Annotated in this window: 12 protein-coding genes; 5 read left to right on the forward strand and 7 right to left on the reverse strand. The window is 63.2% G+C overall.

Translation table 11 applies throughout. The features are described 5' to 3' along the window. Positions 1-98: 98 nt before the first annotated feature. Positions 99-2,357, reverse strand: coding sequence for a hypothetical protein (locus tag ABD678_RS07035; protein ID WP_344755123.1), 2,259 nt, complete (start codon positions 2,355-2,357; stop codon positions 99-101). 81 nt (positions 2,358-2,438) lie between these two features. Here ABD678_RS07035 and ABD678_RS07040 point away from each other — a divergent pair, with 81 nt between their 5' ends. Next, the gene (locus ABD678_RS07040; RefSeq protein WP_344755125.1) at positions 2,439-3,179 is read left to right on the forward strand and encodes a hypothetical protein; all 741 of its coding nucleotides are present in this window, start codon (positions 2,439-2,441) and stop codon (positions 3,177-3,179) included. A 55-nt stretch (positions 3,180-3,234) separates the two neighbouring features. On the opposite strand, the gene ABD678_RS07045 is transcribed toward ABD678_RS07040, so the two are convergent. Together ABD678_RS07045 and ABD678_RS07050 are read right to left on the reverse strand one after the other, a co-directional pair. Further along, the gene (locus ABD678_RS07045; RefSeq protein WP_344755127.1) at positions 3,235-5,142 is read right to left on the reverse strand and encodes a hypothetical protein; all 1,908 of its coding nucleotides are present in this window, start codon (positions 5,140-5,142) and stop codon (positions 3,235-3,237) included. A gap of 70 nt (positions 5,143-5,212) precedes the next feature. After that, on the reverse strand, positions 5,213-5,659 hold the full coding sequence (locus tag ABD678_RS07050; protein WP_344755129.1) for a hypothetical protein: 447 nt from the start codon (positions 5,657-5,659) through the stop codon (positions 5,213-5,215). A gap of 196 nt (positions 5,660-5,855) precedes the next feature. Here ABD678_RS07050 and ABD678_RS07055 point away from each other — a divergent pair, with 196 nt between their 5' ends. After that, positions 5,856-8,420, forward strand: coding sequence for a DEAD/DEAH box helicase (locus ABD678_RS07055; RefSeq protein WP_344755131.1), 2,565 nt, complete (start codon positions 5,856-5,858; stop codon positions 8,418-8,420). Between the two features lie 36 nt (positions 8,421-8,456). Here ABD678_RS07055 and ABD678_RS07060 read toward each other — a convergent pair whose 3' ends face one another. The 3 genes from ABD678_RS07060 to ABD678_RS07070 form a co-directional block, all read right to left on the reverse strand. After that, positions 8,457-8,672, reverse strand: coding sequence for a hypothetical protein (locus ABD678_RS07060; RefSeq protein ID WP_344755133.1), 216 nt, complete (start codon positions 8,670-8,672; stop codon positions 8,457-8,459). Between the two features lie 68 nt (positions 8,673-8,740). Further along, positions 8,741-9,310 carry a hypothetical protein gene (locus ABD678_RS07065; RefSeq protein WP_344755135.1) on the reverse strand — a complete coding sequence of 190 codons (570 nt, stop codon included), beginning with the start codon at positions 9,308-9,310 and terminating at the stop codon, positions 8,741-8,743. 251 nt (positions 9,311-9,561) lie between these two features. Then, positions 9,562-10,035 carry an NAD(P)/FAD-dependent oxidoreductase gene (locus tag ABD678_RS07070; RefSeq protein WP_344755137.1) on the reverse strand — a complete coding sequence of 158 codons (474 nt, stop codon included), beginning with the start codon at positions 10,033-10,035 and terminating at the stop codon, positions 9,562-9,564. 45 nt (positions 10,036-10,080) lie between these two features. Between ABD678_RS07070 and ABD678_RS07075 the strand changes: the two genes are divergently transcribed. The 3 genes from ABD678_RS07075 to ABD678_RS07085 all read left to right on the forward strand — a co-directional run bounded on the left by ABD678_RS07075 (position 10,081) and on the right by ABD678_RS07085 (position 11,193). Then, entirely contained in the window at positions 10,081-10,284 is a 204-nt protein-coding gene (locus ABD678_RS07075) for a hypothetical protein (RefSeq protein ID WP_344755139.1), read from the forward strand. Between the two features lie 176 nt (positions 10,285-10,460). Then, positions 10,461-10,712: a ribbon-helix-helix domain-containing protein gene (locus ABD678_RS07080; RefSeq protein ID WP_104096283.1), complete on the forward strand. Its 252-nt coding sequence runs from the start codon at positions 10,461-10,463 to the stop codon at positions 10,710-10,712. Beyond that, on the forward strand, positions 10,699-11,193 hold the full coding sequence (locus tag ABD678_RS07085) for a PIN domain-containing protein (protein ID WP_344755144.1): 495 nt from the start codon (positions 10,699-10,701) through the stop codon (positions 11,191-11,193). The genes ABD678_RS07080 and ABD678_RS07085 overlap by 14 nt, the downstream gene beginning before the upstream one ends. On the opposite strand, the gene ABD678_RS07090 is transcribed toward ABD678_RS07085, so the two are convergent. After that, positions 11,176-11,985, reverse strand: a complete 810-nt coding sequence (locus ABD678_RS07090; RefSeq protein WP_344755146.1) for a CPBP family intramembrane glutamic endopeptidase — start codon at positions 11,983-11,985, stop codon at positions 11,176-11,178. The two genes, ABD678_RS07085 and ABD678_RS07090, sit on opposite strands and share 18 nt — an antisense overlap. Positions 11,986-11,989 lie beyond the last annotated feature (4 nt).

An 11,989-nucleotide genomic window follows, 5' to 3' on the forward strand; every position in this document is an offset into this window, starting at 1 on the left:
TTAGAGTCAAGTCTGACGCCGCAGGTTCAAGTCCTGTCCAGTTCACGATCGTGTTGCCGGGCGCTCGGTTGGTGGCTGTACTTCTACAGGTCAGGCGCTCAGCGCCCTTCGTCAGCTAGTTTGCGTTCCGATCTTTGGAGTCCCGCTTTCGTGACTGCCGCGTCGAGCTGCGGATCGAACTCCCACTCGTTGTCGAGATGTAGGAAGACATCAAACGGGGACTGGCTTCCTTGCCAAGCACCGAAGGCCGAGACCGGACCAAGGCCGGACGCGTACTGTCGAAGAGCCGCGTATTGAAGGAACTGGGCCTCTATTGACTTCTTGGTTGCGCCGGCCTTGAAGCTCATCGCGACGAACCCGAACCGTTCACCGACCGGCGCCGAGACCTCACTGTACATCGAGTGCGGCCGGCGATCCTTCCGGGTCGCCGCTCGAAGTTGCCTTGGTGCACTTCCTAGTTGGTTTCGCTGCGGCAGATCCATCTCAAGGAGGTTGAGGCTGGCCTGAAGCCAGCCGTAAGGTCGATGCTCGTCCAGTAGGTGCAGCGTGTCTATCAGGTCGGCTGTCAGGGGCTGAGTGGGCTTCGGAGCTGCGACGGCTTGTTGACCGATTTTGTAGAAGTACCAGGCGTCGAGGTCCTCGTTGAGGCCCATGACCATCTCGGTGGCATCTGTGGGTTTGTCCGTGTAAAGGCCCATTGTGATGTAGTGCATGACGTAGTCGAGTTCATCGGCAGCCAGGATGGTGTTTTTGTCGGCCGCTCTTCTGCGCCGCGAGAGAAAGTGGACCAGCTCGCTGGGCCGGGACAGAAGTTCTGCCGTGATCTCAAGATCGTGCACGTTCACGATCCACGGTGCGGATGCACCGGCCTGAATCAGGCCGCTGTCGACCAGTTCAGCCGTGATCGTCGCGATGAAGTTCAGGTCTTCGAGCGACAGCGCGATGGTGAAGACGTCGGTGATGTTCGAGATGTCGAGATCCCAGTTCGTTCGAGCCTTCTCAAGTGTGCCGTCCGTCCCGAGGGATGAGGCGCTGCGGATGTGGAGCGACGAGCCTTCGAGGATGATCGCCCGAAGCCGCTCAGCTTGCTCTGCGGCCTTCGTGACGATCGGGCCGAGTTCGAGCCAGAGCCGTTCAGCGGCCCCGGAGCGCGCAAGGGGGGTGATGCGGTTGCTCTTAGCCTCGAGCACGATCGCGATATGGCCGACGAGGATGAGGCCGTCTGCCTCAAATCGTTTGTGCTGCCCGTCGACGTACTCGACGTTGACCAGCGCCTTATCGGGGCGCAGTGCCTCCGCCAGGGCGCGCATTCCGCGCCGCTCGAGCAATTCGCCCCGTTGCTTCATGTACGACTGGTCCATCGGCTTTGCGGACAGCTCGATCTCGAACAGTTCGCGCATGCCAAAGATGAGCCAGGTCGGCTGGACCAATAGCCACTCTCTCCGGCCGTCGGCGTTCGTTCTCGATATGAAAGGTCGGATTCGCATTGGGTTGTCGCCGCGGAGGAACTCCTTCACGAGTCCCGTGTTCTCCGCATCGAGGTCGATGGTGAGTCGCTCAACGAGCGCCCGCAGCGATGCGTCCGGGAGCCCGGTGCGTTCCTTGAGCTGATCGAAGGTTAGTGCGACCGCGGAGCCGAAGTCCGAGAAGCCCTGCACCGTGGCTATATGCGCCTTGGCGGCGTCGATGCCGCGCGGATGTGCTTCGAGGTGTGCCAACAGTTCTGAGGACTCTGCGAGCTGATCATCGAGATCGTCCGCGGCTGCACGAATGCGGTCTGCGGCGGTCTGCGCGACAAACGAGTTCAGTGACTCGTAGACGGCGAACATCTCCTCCGCACCGAAACCGAGTCTGTCGAGCAGTGACTGACGAATCTCCCCGGTGAACAGCTCTTTGAGAAGCTGCATCTCTTTGTCATGGAACCGAGGCAGGCGGAGGAAGATCTCCCGGGAGATCGCCGCATGCGTCAAACGGGGCACCACCCGCCCAGGCTGATTACCTCTCCGCCCAGCGCGGATGAGCGAGAACATCACGCGCATGTCCGCTGCGAATAGCGCTCCCGGGATCAGCGAGTGCATAGTCGAGAGCGCTCGCGAGTCTCCCAAGTCGCCGGCAACGTGTGGCCCTCGCCCTTCGGCGAAGATCAATGCGGCGAGCTCGGGCAGCGCCATCAGCCTGTCCGTGTCAGGCGGTACTTCGGTCTGGCCGTTGAGCGGCGTCACCGCGAGGCTGAGGTTCGCGATGGCGTCGAACGAATCCAGTCGTTTGCTCGCTCGACGAATGCGCCGGAGAAGGGCTCGCTCGCGCAGGCTCGCCGCAAAGCCGAGCACGCCGGGAAGCCGCCGAAGAAAGTTCACGACTCAATGATCGCGTGCGGATCAGACAATTGGAGGCGTGGTCGCCGGCACTATGTCCGAAGTAGCTCAGACGATCTTCCTATGACAGAACTCGCGTACATGGTCCGAGAAGACTGGGGACAGCACGGAACCGCAATGGTGCCCCAGAGCGCGGTCATCCGCGAGTGGATCGGCGCACCGCCCTACATCTTTGCTGTCACTGATCTGAAGAAGTTCAATTCCGACGATCGAGGCGCAGACCTCGAGGCCGCAGAGTACATCGCTCCTGAAGTTGCAACCCACAAAGTCTTCAACATCAGCGAGCTGTCGCGGCTCGAACGCGAAGACAAGGTCATCGATCACGCGATCGTCGTTCTGCACCCGTACGAGCAACGTGAGCTGGACACCATCCGCGAAGCTGCTAAGGCCGATTCGGTCGGCCGCCTTTTTGTCTTGATCTGGTCCCCTCATGACATCGTGAGGACGTGGCTAGACGGCCTGGGCGCGATCAACCTGCACACTGGCAAGTCCCTGCCTGATCCCGACCCCCTGATGGTTGCGGCGTCGGGCATGATGGTCGGCGAGGAGTACAACGGGCTCAGCTCGGGCCACGGCAAAGACGCGGTCGTGCAACTCGTCCGGGTGTTCGCCGCAGAAGGATATTCGATCGACGTCGACGCATGGCTGCGCGCGTACTTCGCCGCTGGCGGCAGTTTCCGGCACGCTGAGTCCATCGAGAAGCTCGTCAAGGATATGAAAGCCGGCACCCGCCACCGGGTCACGCCACGCTACCGCGACAACATCGTCCAGATCATCAGAGAGCGAGTCAGATCTGGTCAATAGCCGTTGGGGATCACGGAAGAGCGACATATCGATGCCCTGCGCCCGTCCGTCGAAGCTAGGGGGTCGCGGCCTTCGCCCTCCACAGATCGGCGGCCGACGTGCCCGCGAGGAGGGACGCGGATTCCTGCAATTCACGATCGAGGATGATCGGGAGGTCTTGACCTGTGACGAAGGAGTCCAATCCGACGCGCAGTGCGTAGCGACTGAGGTAGCTGGCCATGGAGCTCACGGAGTCGACGACATGCGTTCCGACGGGGTTTCCATGAACGAGTGCGTTGCGCACTCTCGTCCTTCTGTCCGCGAGGACATCTCTTTCGAGCTCGTAGTCGTGGATGAGCTGCGCGTAGCTCGTCGGATCGCTGACGCTGCGGATCAGGCGTGTGATCCAGGCTCGTTCGGACTCGATTCGACAAACGTTCAGTAGGTCAGCCTCGTTGTCGGCGACGAAAACTAGCCACGGCGCCTTGGAGCTCGTGGAGTAGAGCTTTCGTTGAAGTTCTCTGACTTTGTCCGCCTGCGGTCCTGACCCAAGGAGGCACCAACGCACCGCTCGGTCGACGTCGGACTCCCATCGTGAGGCCGGCCAGCGGCGAAGCAGTAGGGCGAACAGGTCGGCTGGGGGGAGAGCAGCGTGTGCGGCGATGTGCTGCACGACCCGATCCTCGAGCGGGATCGCAGCGCGGACATCAGCGTCGCGCGCAGGCTGCAGCAGGCGCTCGCGACTGTACGGCAGATCAGCAGCGGTCTGTGCTTCCAGCGCCGCCGAAAGATACATCGGGAGCGGGACCGTCGACAAGGCGTTCCCAAGATCTGGCGCGAAACTGCGGATCGCCTCCGCGGTGATGTTCAGCCCGTAATAGTCGTCGGCGATGGGAGCCGAGCCCGTGGCCTGCATGGACATTCCGGCGACCTCACCGCCACGCAGCACCACCGTTTGTGCAAGTTCCGGGCGAACGCCGTTAGACCAATGGATGACCGCGTTCAGCAGAGCACTGACGATGTTCTCGGCGCGAAGCGCCGCGCCGGCCAGTGAGGTCCTCCCAAGGTCGACTCGGACCAGCAGGTCTGCGTCGGGCTGCTCTTCGATTGACTCCGGAAACCGGAGAAGCCCCATTTCGACAATCTTGGATAGTTCTGCCTTGTGTTTGAAGTCCTGCCTTCCCGGCTGCGCGTTTGGGACGAACCACGCAGCCTGCATGAATGTCACATTGCCCGCCTGGACCGAGAAGTCGATCCGCCCTCCGAGATAGCCCAGCCAAACCACAACCGGCTCATCTTCAGCCGGTTCCAGCACAATCGCCCCGGCACGCGTCAGACGCTCCTCCGCGGGCAGCGATATCTTCGCCCATGGCTCATCGCTCGGGCCGCGGCCATACGCCAGCATCTCCTTCACTGAGCTCAGCACTGACTCCGGGTCAAGTCGCCGCAGCCGTAGTTGGTCGTACAGCAGGTCCGCGATCGGCCGGTACTCGCGGTGAACCAGCGTGGTCTTTCGTGCCACTTCGACGAGATCACCCCAGCACTGGGCAACGGTATCGTCGGCAATCAGCGCCGCTAGCAGCGCACGTCCGGATGCCTCCACGTCGGTCCACGCCGCGTCAGTGCGCATGCCCGGCGCCTGAGCGAGGATGATGCTGCCGGCGGCGTCCTTCTTGCTCAGATCGAGTGAAAAGAATGCCGACTGGAACAGGGCGATCGGACGCGCAAGGTGCGCGCGGATGTTTGGCCCGAGCGCGACCACTGACTGGTCGAGGTCCGACCTCAGAGACTTTCGGTTGGCTGCCTTTCGCCAAGCATCTTCGCCGCTGGCGAGACTGACCCAATCGAGGATCGCCGTCACGCTCGTGGTGAGTGGCAGCACCGTCGTCGCACCGTGTCGGCGGTAGAGGGACGAGACAAGCGACTTCATCCATCGAGGCTCACCGGGCGGCCAGTCGTCTCTCACATTGTAGTCGATCATCACAGATCTATTCTCATCTGTCCTCGACTGCTAGCTCTGCGCTTCGTCCTGCCTACCTCCGCCTGGGCAAGAATCAGATGGAGTTCCGATCCCTGCCGGCGCGGAATCGCCCCTCCTCTTCGACGTAGACGCAGACCTTATCGGTCTGGACGTTGAAGCTTCCAGCCGGCTGGTCTCCATGAACTTCGATGAGGTCGCCGTCAGGTGCAAGCCGGAATGCACCGCGGCTTGTGGTTATGAGGGAATCAACCCCGACCGCCACTCGCCCGACGCCAGCGCGCGGCTCGAACCCCACTTGTCCATAGAGCAGTAGAGCACCATCGTTCCGCTCGATTTCACCATTGAAGCTTCCCTGCACCATCAAGATCGCGTCGGCTTCGACTATCGCGGGTCCCAAGAACGCCCCAAGTACTGTGAGCTGCCCACCAGAGCGCACTGTTGCTCCGGCTCGAACCGCACCCTGGATCATCCGATCCGAAGTCACCACAAGATGCTCAGGAAAGTCATGCGCTTCAGCCACGTCGGTCCTCTCGTCTGCGCCTGCGGCCTCCGACGCCAGAGGCCAATGAACCATTCTCCCGTATCGAGCACTTCTCGTCGTGCCCTCGGTGCGCCGGAGACACCAGAACCCGAACTGGGGTATGCCGGGCGCTGTCGGCATCGAAGAGGTGCGGGGACAATGGGACGGCAACTAACGATCTGATGGAGGGAGCCAGATGAGTTTCGAGGAGCGTCTCGCTTCGTTTTGCTCACCGAGCCTTCAAGGGCTTCGACCCGCACAGTTGCGCGCCCTCGCGACCTATGACGACATCCGGAGCAGCAGCACCGACATCGGGATCGAGTTGCCAACGGGTGCAGGCAAGACCCTTATCGCGCTGTTGATTGCAGACCAGGCCCTTGAGGAAGGTCGAACCGTTGCGTACCTGACGGGCACGAAGCAACTCGCTGAGCAAGCTGTAGAACAGGCGCAGCTCCTTCCTGGACTTGATGTCAAGCTCTTCTACTCCCAGCACTACCCGGCTGCTGCGTTGCAGGCCTACAACCAGGCGCAGGCCGTGGGCATCATGAACTATTGGGTCTATTTCAACAGCAGCCCCAGGGTGGAACCGGCCGATCTTGTCATCTTCGACGATGCACATCTGGCTGAGCAGGCACTGTCCGGGATGTTCACCCTTCGCATCCCGCGGGGAGCAGGGGGCGGGACGGACCTTTTCCGTGAGATCTGCGACCTGATCCTGCAGCTCGCGCCCGAATCGTACCCGTCACTGCAGGCCCTGAGAGATGGAGCGGCGCCGCGGAACAGCCCACCGGAGCTGATCTCCTTCGTGGACTGGGCCGCCGTCGCGGCAAGCGTCGAAACCGCGATAGATGGGTCCCGGTTCGTCGCCGGCGAGCGCGACGCTGGCTATTCCTGGCAGGCGATCCGGGCGCACCTCAAGCGCTGTGGTGTACTCATCGGCCCTGCCGCGATCGAGATCCGTCCGTACCACATCCCCGCGCAGACGGTCACTGGATATCTCCGATCCGAACAGCGCGTCTATCTCTCGGCAACGTTGGGCCAGTCCGGAGACATCCAGCGACGCCTGGGTGTCAAGGAGGTCGTTGCGGCCGCTACCGCCAGCGATGCGGCGCTCGCTGAGCTGGGCAAGCGTACCTTCCTCATCAACCCCACGCAGGACGCAACCCTGTCGCCAGAGACTTGGGCGTTCGCGATGCAGCAGGTCCAGGCCGCCGCGGCCGACGGGGGTGGGCGGGTTGCGTGGCTGTGCTCAAGCCATCCTGAGGCCGACGAGGTCCAAACTAGACTCACCGATGCCGGAGCGACAGTCTTCCGATTGCGCGCCGGTGACGACCCATCAATTGACCGGTGGCGTCGCGCGCCGAACGCTCACCTCGTCACGGCCGGCCGATTCGACGGACTCGACTTCCCCGACGACATCTGTCGGCTGGTCATCATCCCGAGCGTCCCATCAGCGTCCACGGAGTTCGAGCGATTCGTCGTTGCTTACCTCGGCGACGCTTCGTACATGCGTTACCGCATCGGACAGCGAGTGACCCAAGGCCTCGGGCGAGCCAACAGGACAGCCAACGACTCCGCGCTCTACATCGGACTCGATCCCGGGTTCGGACCGATCCTTGCGGACGCATCAGTGCAGGCCGCCCTCGGCCGCGACGTCCGCCCGGTGGTGACAGAGGCTCTGCAGTATCACGGGGATAGCTGGCAACGAGTCATGACTGCGGCGAGAAGTCTCTGGCGGACTCATCGGCAACCAGCCGGGCCTTTTCTCGAAGAACCGGTCGCAGCCGCCCGTAGAAGACCGGGGCGAGCGCTGGGCAGCACCGCACAAGGCGAAAGCGCCCCCCATGAGGTCGCCGCGATCACACGGCTATGGCTCGGCGACAACGCTGATGCGGCACAGAGAGCCGACGAGGCAGCGCAGGTGCTCCGCGATGCCGGTGAACTCGAGCACGCGGCGTTTTGGCAGTACGTCCAAGCTCACGCCCTCTTCGACCGAGGGCGGCCGACCGACGTCGCGTCGGCAAGACAGGCGATCGAGGCGGCCGTCACGTCCGCACCGCAAACCGCGTGGTTCGTTCGACTGAAGCGAACCATCGACACGCTCGCGGGCACCACGGTCGACGGAACAACCCATGACCCGCTCTTCCTAAGTTGGGACGACTGGATTCGAGAGGCGGGTACCAAGGTCCAGCGTCGAGTCGCCAACGGCCGCCAGCTTCTTGAAGGCACCCACGATCAGCGATGCGACGGACTCGCGATCCTTGCTCGGCTCTGTGGCGCCGACGGTGACAGGCCAATGGGCCAAAGCGCGACCGACGCGCGATGGGTTTGGGCCTCACCACGTAAGGGGCAGAGGAGGGTTTGGGAGGTGAAGACCGGTGATCCGGAACGAGTTCCCCGCGACGATATCAATCAGGTCCTCGGCCAAGTTCAGGAGGAGGAGATGCGCAATCCGCTCTCAAGGGTTGTCGGATGCCTGCTTACTTCGCTTGACGAAATCGAACCGGATGCTGCGCGCGCGGCGATGGACAAGGTTGTGCTGGTCAACCTCGACGCCGCCTTCGCACTCTATGACGTGATGGCTGAACGGTTCATCAGCTATTTCACGGCATATGGGACCGGAACCGCCCTCGAGCGCGGAAGCGCTCGTCAAGCCACGGAGCCCCGCCTCCCCGCGGGGGACTGGCTCCATAACCTGCTTAGTCCGCGAGGAGCGAACTTCCTGACACGCGCTGACATTGACTCTCTCTTCCTTGTTTGAGTAGGAATGTGGCTGAGGATCTGGGTGATGGGCAGCTCATCCATCGCCAGAGCACCCCGCGATAACCCCAGCGTCCCGCCCGACCCCGCCCAGCAGCTGCGAGGTGAGCCCGTACGGGAACGGCATCCCTACGAAGTACAGGCAGGGCATGCTCGCCACGACGCCGCGCGGTGCATCCCGCAGACCATGCTCGTCGAGCGGCAGGCCGGCGATCCAGTCGAGGCCGGGGCGGTATCCGGTCGCCCTGATCACGATCGTGGCCGCGCCACGACCGCACCGGTACGCGCCCGGGAAAATCCCCGCTTCCCCGCCATCAAGTTCTACTTCTGAACGATGATGAGATTCATGCCGTTATCAGGGTGGTAGCTCCACGATGCCGTGTAATCAGCCCATTCACCCGCCTGCCGGCCATCAAGCGCACGTGTGACGCCAATTTCCTCTGTGAGGTATTTCGGCATATCAAGCTGTTCATAAACACAATCCAAGGCAAGCGTGGAGATGCCGAGGATATCGTCATCCTTCGGCTTTGTGCGAACGATGAGTGTTTTGCCGCCATCCTCAACCGTAACGACACCATCAAAGATCTTGTCGATGAAGTCAGAGTCTTCTTTCGGTTTGTCTGAGTCAGTTGTGGGAGATGGTGAGCTCGTGATGTTTTCCTCATTCAGTAGCGCCTGGAAGGGCTTAGAACCGGAGCATGCATCCCCTGCTCGCTGGATCGCTGTGGGCTGCGTGAGCACCAGGACAATACCAGCCGCTAGCGCAAGCACGAGAACTCCGCCGCCAACGATTGCGAGGAGCTTCACGTTTAGCTTCCGCGGAGAAGCTATCTCTGATGTATCACCGGGAGATGCTTCATCCCGGTCATCCGCTTCCGTTGACTCTGACATGGGAACCTCGTTCTCACTTGTCCAAAAATGAGGGAAACACTCTCATTCCTGCTGACCCTATCGGCTCTATGGAGGCGCCGGTACGACCATTTCGGGGCAGTTTCGCAAGGAGCTGGCCTGCACCTCAGCGAGAGATATGACGCAACGCCAAAGAGCGCATTGGCTCACCACGCGAAGGACCGTTGTTGCAGGTTTGGACGAAACGGTCGGAGCCGAAACTTGGATCGCTTGTTGACGAGCCAGACAAGGGCCTATGAAGAGTGAGGGACGTGCGACTCACTGCAATTCGCAACTCGTCCCGCCACATACCCAGCATCCCGCCCCACTCCGCCGAGTAGCTGCGAGGTGAGTGCGTACTGGAACGGCATCCCGACGAAGTACAGGCCGGGCATGCTGGCCACGACCCCGCGCGGCGCATCTGGCAGGCCGTGCTCGTCGAGGGGGAGGTCGGCGATCCAGTCGAGGCCGGGGCGGTATCCGGTCCCCCAGATCACGGTCGCGGGCCGCGGCACAACCGTACCGGACGCAACCGGCAGGCCATCCGTCGCCCCCGTGATGCGCGGCAGCAACGTCACGCCGGCATCCGTCACCTGCTTCATCGAGATCCGGATGAGCGGCGCCCCGCGCGAGTGAAACCCCCGCGCGACCTTCCGCCCGATCGGGGTCGCCCGGGTGAGCACGCCGTTGACGAACGCCCAGTACAGCCCGCCGGCGGGCAGGAACACGGCATCCGGGATGTGCGGGGTCGGGCGCCCGGCGAGGAAGACCGGATGCGTCTGCGCCAGTTCACGGGCCAGCTCGAGCGCGATCTCGGCCCCGAGGTGCCGGCCCCCACGATGAGCACCGGGCCGCCCGCCACCGAGGCGGGGTTGCGATACTTGTCGGAGTGCATTTGCCGTGTGCCCGCATCCAGACCGGCGGCGAAACCCGGCACGGCAGGCACCCGCGCCGCACCTCTCGCGGTGCTGGGGTAGTGATTCCACTCCTGCACAATGGCGGGCGCTGCACTTCATCCACTTTTGGCGGAGGTTCCGATCGGGGCTCGAGGGGCCTGCGCGATACTCGTCCGCATGACGACAATTACTTCCCGTCCAGAGCCTGAGCCGCTATGATTGCACATGCGTTGCATACGCAGAGCGAAGGGCAGCCGATGACAGCGAAGACCGTGGGATTCGCGATCGCCGATGAGGATCGCGAGCAACTCGACGCGCTCGTCGAGCACTACGGCAAGGGCAACCGATCCGAATTCCTTCGCGTGGCCATGAGACGCCTGCACCGCGACCTGGTGGCCGAACGGTTGCAGTCGCTCCAGGCTCGTGCTCGGGAGGAACTCGCCGGCCGTGCAGTCTCCCGCGAGGAAGTGACCGCCCTCGTCAAGCAGACCGCCCGTGGCCGCGAGTAGCTCCACCACATCCGTCGTCTTCGACATTCACGTTCTCGTCAACGCCCTCGTCGGGCCCGAGTCGGCGTTTCCGCTACTCGCTGCGGTACCTCCCTCGACGAGCAACGCCTCTGCAGACTGCCTGTCGATCGCGCTGGATGCGGACGAGTTCCGCCTGCACCTCTCACCGCACATCCTCACCAACACGGTGCGGGTGCTGCGGCTTCTGGGGATCAGCGCGGAACTCGCGGAAGACTACATCGAGACGATCCTCGACATCGTGGCCGAGTCGGGAGGGCAGATCATCGACCCGGCGAGGACCGTCTTCGATGTCGACGACTACGAGGACAACCTGGTGCTCGATCTCGTCGTCGCCACCGACTCGCTCATCCTCGTGAGCGATGACACCGACCTCACGCGGCTGAACCCCTGGAATGGGCGCCTCATCCTGCGCCCGCGGGACTTCGTCAGCCGGGTGGTTCAATCACGGCGTGGGCGGTGACGGCACCTCGGACGCCGGCGGCGCCGCATCCGTCACCCGGTGCACCTTGTACACCACCACCGGGATCAGCACGAGCGAGCGCAGGTCGAAGACGGCGTGCGCGATGATCGGCCAGACGATGTTGCCGGTCAGCAGGAACAGCGCCATGAGCACGACGCCGATTAGGAAACTTCCGACGATGCCCCACACCCCCTGGTAGGCGTGCAGCAGCCCGAACACCACAAGGCTCACGGCGACCGCCAGCAGCGCGTTCCCGAAGACCCCGAAGATGAGCGCGGGCATCGCGAGCCGGAACAGCAGCTCCTCCACGACGCCCGCGTTGACGGAGAGCGCCCAGCCGAACTTCAGCTCCGCGCGGTTGCGGGGCAGCAGCGCGTGGATGTCGCCGATCGTCGGCACCTGCTTCTCGTTTCGCCCGAGGAACACCGTCCCCACGATGCCGACCAGCAGTCCGACACCCGCCCCGATGAGCAGGCCGGATGCCAGCCCGCTGTCCGCGAGCAGGCCGCGGAAGCCTGCCACCGGCGGCCACTCGTCGACCTGCGCCAGCATCCGGGGCACGAAGCCCCACACGAACAGGAGCACCACGAGCGCGGACCCGCCGAACCACCCGAGCGACTCGAGCACCCACTTGCGGAACATCGCCTGCCGGCGAACAGTCGAGTGATAGCGCTTGAAGCGCTGGTACTCGCGGCGGTCCTTCGTGCCCGCGCGCCAGACCAGCAGCCCGAGCAGTGCCACCAGAACGACGCCGAGCACCCACGGGGTGGCGAGGGCGTCGACGGGCAGCACCCCG

The sequence above is a fragment of the Leifsonella bigeumensis genome (assembly GCF_039537265.1).
Classification (GTDB): Bacteria; Actinomycetota; Actinomycetes; order Actinomycetales; family Microbacteriaceae; genus Terrimesophilobacter; species Terrimesophilobacter bigeumensis.